Origin of the sequence: Coprococcus ammoniilyticus, from assembly GCF_025567345.1 — a bacterium.
In the GTDB taxonomy this organism is placed as follows: Bacteria; Bacillota; Clostridia; order Lachnospirales; family Lachnospiraceae; genus Coprococcus; species Coprococcus ammoniilyticus.
Genome location: NZ_JAOQJS010000001.1, coordinates 109,185 through 128,939, shown reverse-complemented (window position 1 = coordinate 128,939; position 19,755 = coordinate 109,185). Strand labels below are relative to the sequence as shown.

The window sequence follows — 19,755 nt, the reverse complement described above, 5'->3', positions numbered from 1 at the left end:
TCCATCACCCCACCTCCAAAATTCCCCTTGCCAAAATTCAGATTTGCGTTATCATAATAAAAACAAAAGATAGCAAATTTGTTTGAAAGGAAGTTGAAGATATATGACAAAGACAGGATTGGTTTTAGAAGGCGGTGGCATGCGTGGCATCTATACTGCCGGCGTACTGGATGTATTTTTAGATCATAATATTACAGTGGATGGCGTGATCGGCGTATCGGCGGGAGCTATTCATGGAGCATCTTTCGTATCCAAGCAGCGTGGAAGAAATATTGCATATAGCTTGGAATACCGAAACAATAAGGAATATATGAGTTTGAAGTCATTGCTGAAAACGGGAAATTTATTTGGCGTTGATTTTTGTTATGATCGACTGCCGAATGAATTATACAAATTCGACTATGATGCATTCGAGGAGAATCCAACGAGATTTTATGTATGTTGTACGAATGTAGAGACTGGACAGCCGGAGTATCTGGAATGTACGGATCTTCGAAAGGATATGGACAAGCTACGTGCATCAGCATCACTTCCGATCGTGTCACAGATCGTAGAAGTAGATGGCAAGAAGTTATTGGATGGCGGAACGGCAGACAGCATTCCAATCTTCCAGTTCCGGAGAATGGGATATCGAAAAGATATCGTAGTTTTGACCAGACCGGAAGGCTATGTCAAGGAAGAAGACAGCATGTTGAAGCTGGAAGCAATCCGGTATAAGGAATATCCGGAGTATGTGAAACGAATAGCCATGAGGCATTTGTATTATAATAAGACATTGGAGAAGCTGGCTGAACTGGAACAGAAGGGCGAGGTTCTTATTATCCGTCCGAGTGTACAGATTGACATATCAAGAACGGAAAAGGATGATAAGAAGATTCAGGCAATGTACGATCTGGGCGTATATGATGCACAGAATAAGATCGAGGAAGTTGTTGAATTTCTGAAATAATGCATCATATCCGGATAATATAAAAGATTGTTATGATTTTGGTATCAAAGTTTGGATAGATACAGAAAGATTTATTTGTCAGTTTCTTACTACGGCTATAAGGCAGGAAGACTGCATATGAAAAAAGATAATATCTCAAATAAAGCTGACAATACAAAGGATAAGGCACAGGAGAATCATGTGAAAATGACACAGACTCCTGTGCCTTCTCTTATTCTGCGGCTGTCCTGTTCGACCGTTGTCAGTATGCTTGCCGGAACGACATACAATATCGTGGATATGTATTTTGTTTCAGATCTTGGAACCAGTGCAGTGGCGGCAGTTGGCATTTTGTTTTCGGTGCTTGCGATGATACAGGCAGTAGGTTATACATTTGGGATGGGAGCAGGCAGCAGGATATCCAGGTTCTTAGGGGAGCAGAAAGAGAAGGAGGCGGGCAGAGATGCGTCTGCTGCTGTCCTGATGGCTCTTGTGGCCGGCTTGATACTGATGGCGGCCGGCTTCCTGTGGCAGAAGCCATTGATCGATTTTCTGGGTTCAACGGATACAATCGAGATCTACGCGCTTGATTATGGCTTCTGGATCCTGCTTACAGCTCCGGTCATGTGTGTGTCGTATGTACTCAACAATGTTCTGCGGGCGGAAGGGATGCCCGTCTGGGCATTGGTTGGAATTGGAAGTGGTGCTGTCTTAAATGCAGTCTTAGATCCGATTTTGGTGTCAGGTTTGGAACTTGGAATCCGCGGAGCGGGAATCGCGACATTTTGTGGACAGAGTGTAAGCCTTGCTATTATGCTGATCGTAATGCTGAGCGGGAAAAGCGTGATCGGATTAAACAAGGCAGATTCAAACTATAAACCGGCGGGAATACGGGTCAAAATTGAGAAGATAAAGAGAGAGGACAAACAGAGGTTTCAGGCATTCCGACAGACAGCCATCGATATTACGAGAACCGGAATCCCATCCTTTTTCCGTCAGGGGCTGGTCTGTGTGGCAACGATCCTGTTGAACCGGGCGGCGAGAGAATATGGGGATGATGTGGTTGCTGCAATATCGGTATCGAATAAAGTATTTGCCATATTATTTGCAGTCATGGTCGGATATGGGCAGGGTTTTGCACCGGTGGCCGGTTATAATTATGGAGCAAAGAAGAATGATAGAGTAAGAAAAGCGATCATATTTACGATTCTAAGTCAGGTCATTGCATCGGCTGTTACAGGTATTCTTGTGTGGATATTTGCATCCTCGATTATCTCATTATTTGGGGAAAATGCGGCACTTGAGCTGGGAGTTCTTTCTCTTCGGATGCACGCGGTATCATTGCCATTTATGGCGGTGTGTCTGGTCAGCGGTATGTTATTTCAGGCAATAGGGGAGATCGGAAAAGCCATTCTCATATCCTCCACCAGACAGGGAATCTTTTTCCTGCCATTGATCTGGCTTCTTCCTATGTATTTTCAGGAAAATGGTGTAGCGGTAACGCAGGGAATCTCGGATATCCTGTCTGGGATATTCTCATTGCCGTTTATACTTGTGGCGATTCATATGTGTAAAAAAACAGGTAGGAAATAGCTATAATGAATAATGTTTTTTGCGATGGAGAATAGATATCCTGTAAAAAACTGTAGCTGCCCCGGCTTTGTTTATCCGAAATCTTTTAAGTTACGGTAAATAAAGTCAGGACAGCTACATTTTTTAACAGGGCATTTACAGGAAATCTCCACAGGAAATCTCCATCAAGAAAAAGATAGACATTTTTGACCGTGAATGGTATGCTTTAAGGTAAGATTGTGACGGTGGAAGCCATGTTCGACAGGCGGCTTTCATCCGGAAGACAGCTGTAGGAAGGTTGTGACACATGGAGTATATATTTGTGGATTTTGAGATGAATCAGATCGATAATTCTCATCCCGATGAATTAAAAATTTGCAAAAATGAAATAATTGAAATAGGAGCTGTTAAGCTGGACGATACATATAAGGAGATTGATTCATTCAAGACTTATGTAAAGCCGGGAATTACGCCTGTGACATCCAGAATAACAAATCTTACCGGGATCACAAATGAGATGGTAGACGATGCACCGGATTTTGCGATTGCGATGGATCGGTTCATTGCATGGGGCTTAAGCGCGGATGTGATCTATGCATGGAGTGAGAATGATCTGCGGCAGTTTAACCGGGAACGCAAGTTAAAATCCTACAATAACCCGGATGCACAGAAGCTTGCATCCAAATGGAAGGATTTCCAGAAGGAATTTGCACGTATGCTTGGAACCAGAAGAAGACTGGCACTGTCAGATGCGGTATTCTATCTGGGAGAAGATTTTCAGGGAAAAGAGCATGATGCATTGTGGGATGCCAGAAATACAGCAGAAGTATTCGTTCTTTCAAAGAACAGGGAGAAGTTTGAGAAGATCATGGCTCCGATTATGAATGCTTATAAACCAAAAGAGAATATGACCTATTCCATAGGAGATGTATTTGGAAACATCAATCTGCCGGAATAAATGGTCTTGGCATGATTGAGCAGACACGTTCTATGTGCCTGCTCAAAAAAATGTAAAAAGAAAGCAGAGGAAATTGAATTTGGAACTGAATAATTCGAATATGAAAAAGCTTATAAAACTGATCATTATAACTGTATTAGTCGTATTTTGCGTATTTCGTTTTGATAAAATCTATGCCTGCGGTACATGGATCATCGGGTTGCTTATGCCGTTCGTGATTGGATTTGCGATTGCGTTCATTCTGAATGTGCCGATGAAGGGATTTGAAAATCTGTTATTCCGAAATGAAAAAAGTAGATGGTATCGGTTCCGGAGACCGGTCTGTATGGTGCTTTCCCTTATCTGCGTCGTTCTGGTGATTGCTTTTGTGATCACGATGCTGATACCGGAGGTCAGCCGGACAATTACAGCGATCGGACAGCAGTTTCCGTCTACGATGGAGGCAATTAAGAATTGGGCGGTGAATCTGGCAGCGGGATATCCGGATATCGTTGACCGGATCATGGAGATTGATATTGCATGGGATAAGGTGAGTGAGAGTGCGATCAATCTGATAAAAAATGGAAGCGGAAGCCTGTTGTCATCAACATTTAATTTTGCAACCTCTGTTGTCAGCGGTATAGTCGATTTTGTGGTTGGATTATTTTTCGCAATCTATATTCTGGCACAGAAGGAGAACTTGAAGCGTCAGACAAAGGGTCTGATATATGCGTTATTTAAAGAGAAAACAGCAGATAAGATCATCAAGACCTGCGTTATGGCAGATGAGACATTTGCAAATTTCATAACCGGACAGTGCCTGGAGGCATGTATTCTGGGCTTGATGTTCTTTGTATCCATGAGCGTCCTTAGTATTCCATATGCACTGACGGTCAGTGTTACGATTGTGGTAACGGCATTGATTCCGGTCTTTGGTGCATTTATTGGATGTGGTGTTGGTGCATTTCTCATTCTGGTTGACGATCCGAAAAAGGTACTGGTATTTTTGATCCTGTTTATCATACTGCAGCAGGTCGAGGGAAATCTGATCTATCCGCATGTGGTAGGCGGTTCCGTCGGACTTCCATCTATATGGGTGTTGGTTGCAGTTATCATTGGCGGAGATCTGATGGGAATTCTCGGTATGTTGATATTTGTACCGTTATCCTCTGTCTTATATGCACTGGTGAAGGAATTCGTACTTATGAGATTGCGGGAAAAGGGAGTCGCCTGGGAAAAGTATGGAGAACCTTACGCTTCGTCGGATGATGGCTGGAGGGAGAAACCCCGGAAGCGGCAGCAGAGACGACAGTCCAGACGCATGAAAGAGAAAAGAAGCAAGGAAAATGCCTGAGAGAAACGAGCTGGATAAAACAGGGCAAATGCCTGTTTATATAGACAAATGAAGAAAGAAGGATAATTTAAGATGTACAGAGATATAGCGAAATTAGTATTATATAGAAATCTGGGTGAGAACAGTATTCTGATGAAGCTGTCCGGGATATTTGAGGATTTTGACCGCGGAGACTGTCCGAATGCGGAGCTGGTTGCAAGGATCTACGACCAGATCAAGCGGTTGCTGGATCTTGCTACCGATTATGGATTTGACACAAATCTGTGGCACAATTATCTGGCATTTATTCTTATCACAAATGAGAATTCATTCTCTATGACGAGTGAAAAAGTGGGTGCCAATGACGGAACCGTTAATTATTTTGCAAAAAATGATTTCAAGATCTTCAAGAAGCTGTTTGATTTTGATTTCTCTGAGATCGAGGAAGCGTTGGATATTGACTGCTTCACGATCGTGAATAATTATAAAGCCATCGGCAAGAAAGAACGTATGTATAATAAGAATGTCAGCACAAAGGTACAGGATATCAGCCGTGCGATCGAAGGGGCAAAGGATGAAAATGATATCTTCAAGATCGTGACGGATTTCTATAAGGCATATGGTGTTGGAATGTTCGGACTGAACAAGGCATTCCGTATCGTTCATCCGACAAATGGAGATATGCAGTTTGTTCCGATCAATAACACAGAGGATGTTCGTCTGGATGATCTGATCGGATATGAGATCCAGAAACAGAAGATCGTGGAGAATACGGAAGCCTTTGTTGCAGGACGTAAGGCAAATAATGCGCTGTTATTTGGTGACAGCGGAACCGGAAAGTCAACAACGATCAAGGCGATCATAAATGAATATTACGATCAGGGACTTCGTATGATCGAGATCTATAAGCATCAGTTTCAGGATCTGTCTCAGGTTATTTCCCAGATCAAGAACCGTAACTATCGATTCATCATTTACATGGATGATCTGTCCTTTGAGGAGTTTGAGACAGAATACAAATATCTGAAGGCAGTCATCGAAGGTGGCCTGGAGATCAAGCCGGATAATGTTCTGATCTATGCGACCTCGAACCGTCGTCATCTGATCCGTGAAACATGGACAGATCGTACCGATCTTGAGAATAACAATGGTATGCACAAGAGCGATACGATGCAGGAGAAGCTGTCACTGGTCAATCGTTTTGGTGTTACGATCAATTACAGCAAGCCATCACAGAAGGAATATTTCCAGATCGTTGTAGGTCTGGCAGAGAAGAACGGCATCCATATGACAGAGGAAGAACTGTGTGCGGAAGCAAACAAATGGGAGCTGTCGCATGGTGGAATCTCCGGTCGTACAGCCCAGCAGTTTATCAACTATCTGGCAGGAAAACAGGAGTAATGCAGCATGACAAAAGAAGAAAAGCAGCAGGTCGCTGAGATCTGCCGGATCTTGAATGAGACATATGGAACAGATTACAAGTGTTATCTGAATCATGAAAATGCATGGCAGCTTCTGATCGCAACGATGCTGTCGGCACAATGTACAGATGCCAGAGTAAACATCGTAACAAAAGATCTGTTCGTGAAATATCCGACCTTGCAGGCATTTGCCGATGCAGATATCAAGGAACTGGAAAAGGATATTTACTCGACCGGGTTTTATAAGAATAAAGCGAAGAATATAATTGGCTGTGCAAAGAAGCTCATCAGTGAATATGGCGGAGAAGTGCCGAGTGATATCGAGAGCCTGACGAAATTAGACGGTGTTGGAAGAAAAACCGCAAATGTGATCCGTGGCAATATCTACCACGAGCCAAGTATCGTCGTTGATACACATGTAAAACGTATTTCCAGGCTTCTTGGGCTGACAGATAGTGATGATCCGGTGAAGATCGAGCATGAGCTTATGGAAAAGCTTCCAAAGGAACAGTGGATCTTATATAATATTCAGATCATTACACTTGGAAGAACGATCTGTATCGCCAGACGACCAAAATGTGCCGAATGCGCGCTGAACCGTGTGTGCCCATCGGCAAATGTAACGGAATAAGCAGTTGGCAGAATCTGGCACAAATGCTAAATTGCTATAAAATAATGCTATTATATCTGGACAAAGTGAAAATTCAGCGTTAATCTATACATGATGTCGCTGCATAAGACGGAAAAAGGTCTGATGTGGGGCGGATAATATCAGAAAATTATAAGTTTAAAATATAAAGGAGAAATGGGAAATGATCAATTTAAGCAGTTCAAAGGGTAAAAAGGTAGCATCTGCAATTATAGTTGGAATCCTGGTAGCAGCTATGGTAATCGGTATGCTTGCATATGCATTCTAAAAGGTATCAGGGATGAATAAAGAAAAGTTTCGATTTATACAGCAGAAGCGGTCAATCTTAAGATCGTTGAATAAACAGGAACATTCTGACGTAACACAAGCCGGCATAGGAGATGACTATAGCCGGCTTGTGTTGTTGGATAGTGAGCTTGCAGTAACGGAAGGACTCTGCCTTGCAAATGCACTGGGTACGGTGACTTCGGATGTTATCAAACAATATAATAAATTACAGCTTGGCGGGTATCAGCCATTTGCACTTACAGATACGGTTATGATGCCGGAAAATGATGAGAAGCGTATGAAAAAAATTCTGCGGGAGCTTTCTGATCTTGCGAAGGAGCTTCACATGGATGTTGTGTATGGAGATACCGCGATCAGCGGGATATTCAAGGAGCCTGCGGTAACTGTAACGATGTATGGACGAAAGATATCGCAGGGCGAGAAAAATGCAAAGATCAAGCCGGATATGGATATCGTTATGTGCGGACAGACTGGCATCCTCGGAACCCTGCTTCGGGTAAGGGAAAGAAAAGAAGAGCTTCTGACCAGATATTCTGAGGAATATCTTCGCACAGCAGAGCAATTTGACCGGTTATTACTTGTGAAGGATCAGGGAGATATTGCGATGGCGTGTGGCAGTATATATGTACGTCACATCTCAACAGAAGGAGTATATGGCGCATTATGGGAACTGGCAGAGGCTGGAAATGTCGGGCTTCGGATCAGCCATGACCATATACCGATCATGCAGGAAACCATTGAGATCTGTGAATTTACCGGGGATGATCCATACCGGATCGATGGATGCGGAGCGGCATTATTTGTCACGGCAGATGGTGGATTGTTAAGCGATCGTCTGTATGAAGCCGGATTTGAGGCTGCTGTGATCGGCAGAACAACAACCGGACATGACCGCGTGATCATCCACGATGGAGAGGAAAGCTTTTTGACACCATAGTTTAGTTCACAATATATTTAAGACTAGCCATATAGCCTATATGGGGATATAAAGGAGAAATATAGTATGGGTAATATTATTCAAAAAGAGCTTAGAATTGCAAAGACAAAAATGTTTGAAGAGGTTACTTATAATAACAAAAAACTTGTTAAATTAACAACGGATAATGTCGCTATTGTAGAGGCTATGATACGTAATGATTCTGCCTATATAAAATCAACAGATATATCGGCGGGACCTAAATTTGATAGAAAGAATCAACTTGTATATGGTGGCTCATCAGCATACTGGATGACCATGTTGAAAAGTGTTCTAATTAAAAATAAAGAAGTAAATTATACTTATGAGGAATTAATAAAAGGTGCAGTTGAGGCTGTAGATAGAGAAAACAGTACACATTTGAATGCTGATAAATGTGGAAGAACAGAAATAGTAAGGCGTATTTGCGCATTTGATTGTTCAGAACTGATTGAATGTTTGAGAAATCCGGAATATGAAGATATGAAGTTAGTTCATGAAATTGCAAGAGTAACATCTGCCAAGTTTAGGGCAAGAACAAATTTGTCCTTTGCGAGTAAATTTTGTCATTACGCATGCTTTTATTTATTTGAAAATACAGAATATCAGGATAATTATTCAATATATGATAATATTTTAAGAACAGTTTTACCAATGTATTTGGTTTATTTTAATATTACTGAGCGGTATGATCTCCGTGATTATAAGCAGTATAGAAATGCTGTTGATATGATTAGGAATGCAGCAGATGAAAAAATTAGTAGAAATGGTTTTGACCACTTGTTGTGGTATTATCATAAGGGAAGAATGTGAAAATTTGTAATAGGGGGTTAAAGGTGAAATGGCTTTTTTTCATTATGAGAAGAATGTTAAAGATATTGAATACTATGAAATACTTGAGAACTTGATGGAACGTTGGGAGTATGAAACAGTTGAATTTAAAGAAGCAAAAAGTAATTATGATACGGATAAAATAGGAAGATATTTTTCAGCATTAAGTAATGAGGCTAATCTGAAGCAGCAACAGTACGGATGGCTAATTTTTGGTGTAAGTGAACGAGATAAGATAAAACATGTTGTTGGAACTGCATACAAGCAGGGAGAACAGAGTCTTCTTGAAAAATTTAAGTATGAGATATCAAGAGATATTACAAATGGAATGACTTTTTATGAAATTAAAGAGATATTTCCTATTGTAAATGGTAAAAGATTAAGGGTGTTAATGTTTAAAGTTCCAGCCGCAGCAACGGGTATTCCTACAGATTGGCGTACCAATTATTATGAGCGTTCGGGTGAGAGTCTTGTTCCATTAAAACAATATAAGATTGATGCAATTCGATCACAGGAAAGAAAAGACTGGTCAAAACAGGTGATTGAAGTAGCCACTATTGATAATTTAGATAAAACGGCTATTAATTTGGCTAGAGAAAAGTATAAAGAGAAAATGAATCAGGAACACATATCAAAAGAAGTCGATGAAATGACAGATGAAGAGTTCTTGACGAAAGTAAAGTTATTGATTGGTGGTAAGGTTACGAATGCTGGCATGTTGTTACTTGGGTCAGCAGATTATGATTATTTAATGACATCTGCTCCAAGTATTATGTGGAGATTATATGGTGCGGATGGAAGTGATAAGGATTATGAAATATTTAAGATACCATTTATAAATGTTGTAGATAAGGTGTTTTCGAAGGTGCGTAATCTTACATACAGATATATGCCGAATCAATTGACCCTTTTTCCTATGGAAACGGAACAATATAACAGTTGGCTTATTCGAGAGTTGTTAAATAATTGTATTGCACACACAAATTATCAACTTGGTGGGAGAATATATGTAAATGAATTTGAGGATAAAATTAAATTTACAAACCCTGGAGATTTTATTCCGCAAAAGATTGAAAATGTATTGGAAGTGAGCTATAATCCACCATTTTACAGAAATCAGTTATTAGCTGAATCGATGGTTGTGTTTCATATGATTGATACTGCAACTTTAGGTATCAGAAGAGCATTTAATATTCAAAAAGCGAAATATTTTCCTATGCCAGATTATAATATTTCATCAGGAACTCAGGTTGAGGTTACTGTTTATGGAAAAATATTAGATGATAATTACATGCATATATTATATGATCATCAGGACCTGGATTTACAGACGGTATTTCTTTTGGATCGAGTTCAGAAGGGACTTTCACTTGATAAAGCGGATGTAGATAAATTAAGAGCTGCAAAATTGGTTGAGGGAAGAATTACAAGTTTGTTTTTATCAGCGTCAGCATCAAAAAGTATGGATGATAGTGCAGGCTATATCAAGAATAAAGGATTTAATGACAAATATTATAAAGATTTGATTGTTGAGTATTTGAAAAAATATCATAAGGCAAAACGTAGAGATATTAAGTTATTATTGTGGGAAAAATTACCGGATTCTTTGTCTGATAAACAGAAGGAAAATAAGATTCATAATATTCTAACAGCAATGAAAAAGAGCAATATTATACAATTAGATTCGGATAATCAACAAATATCTAATTGGATACTTAAGTAGGGCTTGGTTAAAATCCTGATTTTAACCCAAATAATTTGTTTGATAATTAGTGTTGTCGAGACAATTTAACCGAGATTTAACCGAGATTTAACCGAGATATTTTTAAAATTGTAAAAATGAAGGATATAAGCTTGGTTAAGAAGTGAGCGATGCTTACGAATATACAGCTATATAAAAAAGGAGAAAAACATGTTAAATATCGTACTTCATGAGCCGGAGATGCCGGCAAATACAGGAAATATAGGACGTACCTGTGTGGCAGCAGGTGCAAGACTTCATTTGATCGAGCCTCTGGGCTTTCAGATCAACGAGAAGCAGTTAAAGCGTGCGGGTTTGGATTATTGGGACAAATTAGATGTAACGATCTATGATGATTTCAATGATTTCCTTGAAAAGAATCCGGGCGCAAAGATCTATATGGCAACGACCAAATCCAAACAGAAATATACAGATGTAAACTATGAGGAAGATGCCTATATCATGTTCGGAAAAGAGAGCGCGGGAATCCCGGAGGAAATTCTGTTAGACTATAAGGAAACAGCAGTCAGGATTCCGATGTTCCCAGAGATCCGTTCCCTGAATCTGGCAAATTCTGTAGCAATCGTGTTATATGAGGCACTCAGACAGCAGGGCTTCCCGGAGCTTGAGACGAAGGGACAGCTTCACCATTATGAGTGGTAAAAAGGAGTATTTATGAGTACATACATGGTAGATGGAAAGAAAATGATGAATATCTGTATCCTTGAGATTCTTCGGAAATACACGGATTCCGAACATACAATGGATCAGAAGGATATCATAAAGAAACTGGAAACCGAATATGGAATGAAGGTTGACCGGAAATCTGTCAAGAGCAATCTGATGAATCTGGTGGATTTTGGTTATAATCTGGAATGTACGGAGATTGAACGTGAAAATAAAAATGGAGAGACCGAGATCCTGACAAAGGACTGGTATTACAATCATGAATTTGATGATGCTGAGCTTAGAATGTTGATCGACAGTATTTTATTTTCAAAGACGATACCGAGAAATCAGGCACAGGAGCTGATTGAGAAGATCAAGGGGCTTTCGAATGTGTATTTCAGTGCGAAGGTACAGCATGTGTGCAATCTGCCGGGGTTATCACATACCGATAACCGTCAGACCATGTTAAATGTTGAGATGATCGATGATGCGATCAGTGAGGGCAAGAAGGTTGCATTTCTCTATAACACCTATGGTATCGATAAACAGCTTCATCCAAGAAAGGATACGAAGTATATCGTAAATCCATATCAGATGGTTGCAAATGAAGGCAAATATTATCTGATCTGCAATTATGATAAATATGACAATCTGTCGAATTACCGGATCGATCGTATGACGGAGATTGAGATATTAGATGAAAAGGTCAAGGATAAAAGTCTGGTAAAAGGGATGGAGCATGGACTGAATCTGCCACAGCATATGGCGGAACATCTCTACATGTTCAGTGATCCCGCAGCTACGATTGTATTAAAGGTTCAGAAAGGGAATATGGGTGATATTGTAGACTGGTTTGATAAGAACTTTGAAGTGTTGTCACCAAAATTTGTTCAGAACAATTATCCAGATAACTTTAATCCTGAGACAGATGCCAATAAGGCGTTTATCCGTGTGACCTGTAGCCAGAATGCCATGTTCCACTGGGCGATGCAGTACGGAACCAGCGTGGAAGTCATAGAGCCTGCAGATCTCCGCGAGCGTATCCGTGATGCTGTAAATGAGATGGCAGAGAGATATAAATAATGCCTCCTATTAATGGAGACATTATGAGTAAGACATAAAATAAAGTCCCACCCGCTCTTGCCACTATGCTGGGTAGGAATTGAAACATCAGTGAAACTTTCGTTATGAGGTTTGCACTAGCTGTCAGCATCAAGCCCTTGTTTGAGCCTTATAAGGCGAGTTTGGGCGACTGCTGACAAATCAGCGTGCGAACCGAATAGAAAGTGTAGCGAGTTTCAACTCCTACCCAGCATAGTGGCAAGAGCGGGTGGGGCTTTGGTTAGTTCTTCTTAATACGGAACTTTCCGTTGGAGATATATTGTGTAGCTTCTTCTTTTTTCACATGCACGGCTTTGATCGGAACTTGCATTTCCTTCTGCATAGGGAGGGAGAAAATGAATTCACTTCCTTCGCCGACCTTACTGTTGAGGGTGATATTCTCACCATGCGCCTTGATGATCTCTTTTGTGATGGCAAGTCCGAGACCGGTTCCGGTCTTATCCTTTCCGCGGCTTGGATCCGTTTTATAGAAACGGTCAAATACTTTCTTGATCGATTCCGGTGGAATTCCGACACCTTCATCCTTGACACTGACAAAGATCTTATCGGATTTTTCTGTGACCTGAACTGTAATCTGTCTGCCTTCTGGGGTGAATTTGATCGCATTGTCAACCAGATTGTAGATAACCTGCTGGATTCTTGTACGATCTGCGTAGACAATGGTATTGTCGGTATGGAAGATTGCATGCAGATAAATGCCTTTGTCCTGACAACGACCTTCAAAGGTGTTGATCGTAGGAAGGATAATGCTCTTGATATCAAAATTCGACTTATCAAGCTGAAGGTCAAAGGAGTCGAAGTTGTTTAGTTCCAGAAGTCCCTGTGTCAGCTTGGTCAGACGTTTTGTCTCATTTAATACGATCTGTAGATATTTCTCATGCTTATCCGGTGGAATTGTTCCATCGATCATGGCTTCGATATATCCCTTGATCGAGGTCAGAGGAGAACGGAAGTCGTGGGATATATTGGAAATGAAAGACTTTCGGTATTCATTGGAACGACTCAGCTCGTCTGCCATTTCCTCCATATATCGTGCCAGTTCACCAAATTCATTATCGGTATGAACATCAATTCGCGCATTGAAATTTCCGGTGGCATATTGCTTGGAGGTTGCAATGATTTCACGGATTGGTTTTAATGTACTGTTCGTGATCAGCATTAAGGCGATCAGAGACAACACCACAATGACCAGAAATGGCATATAGGTGGATGCAAATGTTTTCTGCGCAATATCCTTGATAAACTGCAGTGACAAGTGAATGGACAGCAGTCCTGCATAGGATTTATCCTGATAAACAGGGGTGCTGAGGCTTAAGGTTTTTGCTGAAAAGCAGCCATTCAGTGTACCGGTTTTTACTGTCTGGGAATATATATCCGTCCGGTCATAAAAATCAGTGATCATCATATCTTTTGCAGCAGGACTTTCACTGTTTGAACAGTATATGATCTCACCATTTGCAGTAGAAAGCCAGATCTCTGCGTCCATATCAGCCGCATGTTCATCCAGTTTCTGATAAAACGTATCCTTATCGATCAGACCGTTCATATAATCCGTTACGGTGGTGCTGATGATAAGCTTGGATTCTGTTTTCAGATTTTGTTCTGTGTTGCTTAGCAGCTTTGACTGTGTCATATTGACGGTATACAGAGCAAGTACACTGAAGATTACAATGACCAGCAGGACAAAGCCGACAACAATCTTATCAAAAATCGTTTTTTTCATGGTTATTTAACCTCAAATTTGTAACCGATTCCCCATACTGTAAAAATGGACCAGTTATATTTATCGGTCAGTTTTTCACGCAGACGTTTGATGTGTACATCAACGGTACGGGTGTCACCGACATATTCGTAGCCCCATAATTTGTCCAGAAGTTGTTCTCTGGTAAATACCTGATTTGGACGGCTTGCAAGGAAATATAGCAGTTCCAGTTCTTTTGGCGGCATTTCCAGATTTTTGCCCTCTAATGTAACGGTATAATTTGAAATATTAACGACCAGATTATCATACTCAACATAGGTGCCGATATGATCGGCGTTTGTCGGATTATAGTTCTGGGAATTATCCGTCCGTGAGTTGCAGCGACGAAGCAATGCACCGACACGGGCAACCAGTTCGTTGGAATCGAAAGGTTTTACGATGTAATCATCGGCGCCGATCTTAAGTCCGAGCACCTTGTCAAATACCTCGCCTTTTGCGGATAACATGATGATCGGTACATTTGACTGCTTTCTGATCTCGGTACATACCTGATAGCCGTCCATGCCCGGGAGCATAACATCTAAGAGGATGAGATTTGGCATAAATTCGACAAATGCCTCCAGGGCAGAAGCTCCATCTGTGGCAATCTGTGTTTCATAACATTCTTTATTCAGATAAAGGGAGATCAGTTCGGCGATGTTTTCGTCATCGTCAACGATCAATATTTTTTCTTTGTCCATATAGTTCTCCTTGTTGATATATATTTTATAACTCTACAATCGTAACGCCGGCTTCGCCTTCGCCGTACTCACCCAGACGGAAGGATTTGACATATGACTGCTTACGCAGATAGTCGTGGATACCCTTTCGGAGTGCTCCGGTGCCTTTGCCGTGGATGATCCTTACCTTGTGCAGGTGCGCCATCATGGCATCATCGAGATAACGGTCAACCAAAGAGGTAGCTTCGGCTACAGTCATACCGAGTACATTGATCTCCGGCTGAATGTTTAAAGCCTTGCCCATTCCACGTTTATTATTGATCGATACCTGAGCGTTGTTCTGCTTTGGTGTCTCGATGATCACAAGATCAGAAGCAGGAAGCAGAGAGCTTAAGATGCCCATCTGAACCTTGATATTTCCCTTCGAATCAGCAGGAGCAGTAACCGTTCCTGTTGTATCCATGCTGATAACATGCACGGTGTCTCCGGCCTTGAAATCCTTTGCCGTATGATGGGAGGTCATGGATTTGCGTTTTTCCGGCGTCATCTTCCGGTAATCGTCCATCTTGGTACGGAGCTTTTTTCGTTCATTCTCCATCGTGCTCGCATCTGCTTTATGAGGATTTGTTGTCCATTTGTTATATTTCTTAATGGCTGAATCTGCCATTTCCTTTGCTTCTTCTAGAATATCCGCCGCTTCTTCTCTTGCGTCTGCAAGGATCTGAGCCTTCTTGGCAGAGAGTTCATCATCCTTTGCCTTTGCCCGTTCCTGAAGCTGTCTGGCTTCTTCCTTGAACCGTGCGATCTCCGCTCTGTCTCGTTCAATCTCTTTTCGGCTGTTTTCCAGATCGGACAGCAGTGTTTCGAAATCAACCTTGTTGCTGTCGATATTTGTCTTTGCCCGTTCGATGATATCGTCGGATAAGCCTAATTTCTTAGATATTGCAAATGCATTTGATTTGCCGGGAATACCGATAATAAGTCGGTAAGTCGGCATCAGTGTTGCTACATCGAATTCGCAGCTTGCATTCTGAACGCCCGGAGTCGACATGGCAAATAATTTCAGTTCGCTGTAGTGCGTGGTAGCCATGCAGCGGATGCCCTGATCATTTAAACTGCTTAAGATCGCGATCGCAAGTGCAGCACCCTCGACTGGATCGGTTCCACCGCCAAGCTCATCGAAAAGGCACAGCGTGTTCGGTGTCACATGGTTCATGATATATACGACATTGCTCATATGGGAGGAGAAGGTCGAGAGACTCTGCTCGATGCTCTGTTCGTCTCCGATATCGGCAAATACATCATCAAATACATTCAGTCTGGAACCGTCCAGTGCCGGAATATGAAGTCCGGACTGTCCCATCAGAGTAAACAGACCCAGTGTTTTTAAGGATACGGTCTTACCACCGGTATTTGGACCGGTAATGATTAGCAGGTTGTAGTCCTCACCCAGTTTGATGTCGACCGGAACAACGGTATGTTTGTCTAAAAGTGGGTGGCGGCCCTGTTTGATATCCACGATGCCGTCCGTATTAAAGATCGGTTCGGTTCCCTTATAGGATCTTGCAAAATTCGCTCTGGCAAATATAAAGTCCAGATCGGTCAACGTCTCAAAGTCAAATTTTATATTTTCGTATTCAGATGCTGCCTGCGCTGACAGGCTTTCCAGAATCTTTTCGATTTCTGCCAGCTCCTGATTATCCAGCTCTTTTAACTGGTTGTTCAGATTAACTACCGCCAGAGGTTCGATAAATACAGTATTTCCACTGGAAGACTGGTCATGGATCATGCCCGGAAAGCTGTTCTTATATTCCTGCTTGACCGGGATACAGTATCTTCCATTACGCATCGTGATCAGATTATCCTGAAACATCGTCTGCTTGCTCTGGTCAGTTACAAGTTTGTTCAACTGGTTATGCAGTTTTTCATTTGTCAGTTTTTTATTCCGTCTGACCGCCTTCAGACCGGACGATGCATCGTCTGCGATCTCAGATTCTGACAGGATACAGCGGTGGATCTCCTGACTTAAATGTTCCAGCGGAACAAGTTCCATGAAGCGGGAGTAGAGGCTGTCATGTGCCTTTTCCTCGTTATCATCGCCGCTGCCATATTGTCTGGCAGATAATGCCATATCAAGGACACTTCCGATATCTAACAGTTCCTTGATGCCGAGTGCTCCCTGCACCTCCAGCCGCTTGATCGAAGCACCGATATCACGGAGACCGGCAAATGACAGGTTGCCCTGTGTATTCAGCCGTATCAGAGCATCTCTTGTTTCCTGCTGTAAGGTCTGGATCAAAGCCAGATCCCTGCGGGGCTTCAGGCGTTCGCATTTTCGTTTTGCCATCGGGGATGCCGCGTAGGAGGTCAGCATTTCTACAATTTTATTATATTCTAAAAGTCTTAAAGTCCTTAAATTCATATCATTTTCTCCATCTTAAATGCACAAATACGCATACACAATCCATTATAAACAGTTTGCCTGTGACTGTCCAGTGTGGGTTGGCGCCGGAAACCTATATGTTGTTTCAACTTATATGTTATACTTGCCGGACAAGAAGAAACTAGAAGAATTTATGTTAAAAGAGATAGAAGAAATGGGAATGTAGAGATAAGCACCTTAGCTAATGATCGTTAAGGTGCTTTTTGTATGTCCTTAAAAAAGGAGAAAGCTCCGGCAAAATTTCCATGCATAGACTTACAAAGCAGGACATATAAATAATGGTATAGAGATTGACAAGGGTAAAGATAGAGCCGAAAAATGACATTGTGAAGGGAGCGGTGAGATGAGAGGACAAAGATGGCTGCGTATTCTGGAAGGGGTGTTGACTGTGGTAGTTGGGCTGAGTTTGTTTGCCGGATGCAGTTTTTATAAGGTGAAAGAAGATGGTGAAGCGCTGACTTACGATATCTGTGACGACACCATGCTGCCGGAGGAGTTGTTGAGCGTCATTAACAGCAAAAAAGAAGAACCGTTTAATCTGACATATTCAAACAACACTTACACATATATTGTGATCTGCAGCGGCAGGCAGAATCGGGATGATGTTGGCGTGGTTGTAGATAAGATGTATATGGATGAAAATGCTATTTACATCGAATCGGTTCTTAGGCAGACGGCGACACCATCAGATGCAGTAAGTAAGGATACGGTATCGTATCCATATATAGTTCTTCGGATCGCACGGACAACGACACCGGTTGTATTTAAAAATTAGAAAATAGTATGGGGGTATCATATGGAACTTGTAAAAAATAAACTCAGTACAACGATTTTAAAGACTTCTAAGTATTCGCAGTTTACGATCAATGATGATTTTAATGTACCGGATGCAAAAGACGATATGGAACGGATCATTGCAAGTACAGGAAATGTCCTTTTAGATGATGTAGAGACATTGGAGAATAAGGTGCGGATATCAGGAACAGTTGTATTTAAAGTCCTGTATCAGACAGTTGGTGAAGATGCTCGGTTTGAAACCTATGAGGGTGATGTTCCATTTGAGGAAACCATCAATATGGATGGCATACTTGCCGGTGATAAGGTCGATGTCAGCTGCGTGCTGGAAGATCTGTACATAACCATGATCAATTCAAGAAAATTTGAAGTTCGCGGTCTGGTTGGCATGAAACTGTGGGCTATGGATTCCGTAGAGCTGTCCGGGGCAACCGGATTGTTAAACGGATCGGGAATCGAATGCAGGAATGAGCAGATTCCATTTACAAATAATGTGGCATCTGTAAAAGATATATTGAAGGTAAAAGAAGATTTCGAGATCGCTGCCAATAAACCAAACATCGGTCGGGTGCTTTGGAGCCGGGTGTCCTTCTATGGCATCGAGACAAAGGTTGTAGATGGGGGAATAAATATCAAAGGACAGATGGACCTGTTTGTAATCTATCTGGCGGAGGAGCCCGGCGTACCGATGCAGTATCTGAATGAGAGCCGGGAATTTGAAGGTCTGATCCCTTGCGAAGAAGCAAATGAAGGAATGATCCTGGATGACCGCATCACGATGGGAAAAGGAGAAGTCAGTGTGCGTGCTGACAATGACGGAGAAGACCGTGTGCTTCAGGTTGAATATAATCTCCATACAGATATGAAGATTTACGAAGATATGGAGCTTTCTATCATCGGGGATATGTTCTCTCCGTCGGCAAATGTAGAAACGATCTGTGAACAGTTTCCATTTGAGAATCTTCAGATAAAAAATAATGCCAAGACAAAAGTCGTACATAAAGAGCGAATCAAGAGCAGCTTCCCGAAGATACTGCAGATCGTATATGCAACCGGAACAGTTGAGATCGATGAGGTAAAAGCAGGAGAGGACTGCATTGATATATCAGGTGCGGTAAAAGCTGAAATACTCTATGTATCAGCAGAGGATAGCAAGCCGTTACAGCAGATTGAAACGGCGATACCATTTAATTATCAAGTGGAATCCGTACCATTTGTCAATCAGGATTCAATCCGTATCAATCCATCCGTTGACCAGATTACAGCCCAGATGTTGAATTCCGATGAGGTGGAGATCAAGGCGGTGATCAATATGAATGTTACGGTATTTGCACCGGGTTCTGTGGACGTCATTACCGATATGAATATTCTGCCGATCGACTGGAATAAGAAGGCAGCCATGCCGGGTATGGTTGGATATGTTGTAAAAGAAGGCGACAGTATCTGGTCCATTGCCAAAGAATATTTTTCCAGCCTGGATTCCATCCGAACCATCAACCATCTGGAAAGCGACGAGGTAACACCGGGTGAGAAACTATTGATCGTAAAATGTTAGCAATATAAAAATCCCCGCCTGTCTCCGGCACGATGGTGGATAGTGTTTTCAACATCAGTGGAACTTTCGTTATGAGGTTTGCACTAGCTGTCAGC

General features: G+C 41.7%; 16 protein-coding genes. 13 read left to right on the top strand and 3 right to left on the bottom strand.

Annotated elements, in window-relative coordinates; all coding sequences use genetic code 11:
• Positions 1–103 precede the first annotated feature (103 nt).
• The 11 genes from OCV60_RS12920 (at position 104) to OCV60_RS00455 (ending at position 12,407) form a co-directional block, all read left to right on the top strand.
• Entirely contained in the window at positions 104–949 is an 846-nt protein-coding gene (locus tag OCV60_RS12920) for a patatin-like phospholipase family protein (protein ID WP_118663426.1), read from the top strand.
• A gap of 117 nt (positions 950–1,066) precedes the next feature.
• Positions 1,067–2,521, top strand: coding sequence for an MATE family efflux transporter (locus OCV60_RS00500; protein WP_262528970.1), 1,455 nt, complete (start codon positions 1,067–1,069; stop codon positions 2,519–2,521).
• A 286-nt stretch (positions 2,522–2,807) separates the two neighbouring features.
• A complete protein-coding gene (locus OCV60_RS00495; RefSeq protein WP_117784669.1) occupies positions 2,808–3,458 on the top strand; it encodes a 3'-5' exonuclease in 651 nt (216 codons plus the stop codon).
• 79 nt (positions 3,459–3,537) lie between these two features.
• Positions 3,538–4,791, top strand: a complete 1,254-nt coding sequence (locus tag OCV60_RS00490) for an AI-2E family transporter (protein ID WP_021944004.1) — start codon at positions 3,538–3,540, stop codon at positions 4,789–4,791.
• Between the two features lie 72 nt (positions 4,792–4,863).
• A complete protein-coding gene (locus tag OCV60_RS00485) occupies positions 4,864–6,171 on the top strand; it encodes an ATP-binding protein (RefSeq protein WP_008400495.1) in 1,308 nt (435 codons plus the stop codon).
• 6 nt (positions 6,172–6,177) lie between these two features.
• Positions 6,178–6,822: an endonuclease III gene (gene nth, locus OCV60_RS00480; RefSeq protein ID WP_262528966.1), complete on the top strand. Its 645-nt coding sequence runs from the start codon at positions 6,178–6,180 to the stop codon at positions 6,820–6,822.
• 298 nt (positions 6,823–7,120) lie between these two features.
• Positions 7,121–8,065: an AIR synthase family protein gene (locus OCV60_RS00475; protein ID WP_262528964.1), complete on the top strand. Its 945-nt coding sequence runs from the start codon at positions 7,121–7,123 to the stop codon at positions 8,063–8,065.
• Between the two features lie 66 nt (positions 8,066–8,131).
• Positions 8,132–8,896, top strand: a complete 765-nt coding sequence (locus tag OCV60_RS00470; RefSeq protein ID WP_008400491.1) for a hypothetical protein — start codon at positions 8,132–8,134, stop codon at positions 8,894–8,896.
• Positions 8,897–8,924: 28 nt separating this feature from the next.
• Entirely contained in the window at positions 8,925–10,637 is a 1,713-nt protein-coding gene (locus OCV60_RS00465) for an RNA-binding domain-containing protein (RefSeq protein WP_008400490.1), read from the top strand.
• A 189-nt stretch (positions 10,638–10,826) separates the two neighbouring features.
• Positions 10,827–11,318 (top strand): tRNA (uridine(34)/cytosine(34)/5-carboxymethylaminomethyluridine(34)-2'-O)-methyltransferase TrmL, encoded by a 492-nt coding sequence (trmL, locus tag OCV60_RS00460; protein WP_117808535.1) that lies wholly within the window; start codon positions 10,827–10,829, stop codon positions 11,316–11,318.
• A gap of 12 nt (positions 11,319–11,330) precedes the next feature.
• Positions 11,331–12,407, top strand: a complete 1,077-nt coding sequence (locus tag OCV60_RS00455) for a helix-turn-helix transcriptional regulator (RefSeq protein WP_242996158.1) — start codon at positions 11,331–11,333, stop codon at positions 12,405–12,407.
• 259 nt (positions 12,408–12,666) lie between these two features.
• Here OCV60_RS00455 and OCV60_RS00450 read toward each other — a convergent pair whose 3' ends face one another.
• From OCV60_RS00450 to OCV60_RS00440, 3 genes are read right to left on the bottom strand one after another with little or no spacing between them, the layout of a single operon-like run.
• The gene (locus OCV60_RS00450; RefSeq protein WP_117784672.1) at positions 12,667–14,169 is read right to left on the bottom strand and encodes a HAMP domain-containing sensor histidine kinase; all 1,503 of its coding nucleotides are present in this window, start codon (positions 14,167–14,169) and stop codon (positions 12,667–12,669) included.
• Between the two features lie 2 nt (positions 14,170–14,171).
• Positions 14,172–14,888, bottom strand: a complete 717-nt coding sequence (locus tag OCV60_RS00445) for a response regulator transcription factor (protein ID WP_021943696.1) — start codon at positions 14,886–14,888, stop codon at positions 14,172–14,174.
• 25 nt (positions 14,889–14,913) lie between these two features.
• On the bottom strand, positions 14,914–17,289 hold the full coding sequence (locus tag OCV60_RS00440; protein WP_262528952.1) for an endonuclease MutS2: 2,376 nt from the start codon (positions 17,287–17,289) through the stop codon (positions 14,914–14,916).
• A 364-nt stretch (positions 17,290–17,653) separates the two neighbouring features.
• Here OCV60_RS00440 and OCV60_RS00435 point away from each other — a divergent pair, with 364 nt between their 5' ends.
• Entirely contained in the window at positions 17,654–18,085 is a 432-nt protein-coding gene (locus OCV60_RS00435; RefSeq protein ID WP_262528950.1) for a protease complex subunit PrcB family protein, read from the top strand.
• 21 nt (positions 18,086–18,106) lie between these two features.
• Complete coding sequence (locus OCV60_RS00430; protein WP_262528948.1) at positions 18,107–19,660, top strand: DUF3794 and LysM peptidoglycan-binding domain-containing protein; 1,554 nt, start codon at positions 18,107–18,109, stop codon at positions 19,658–19,660.
• The last annotated feature ends 95 nt before the right edge of the window (positions 19,661–19,755 follow it).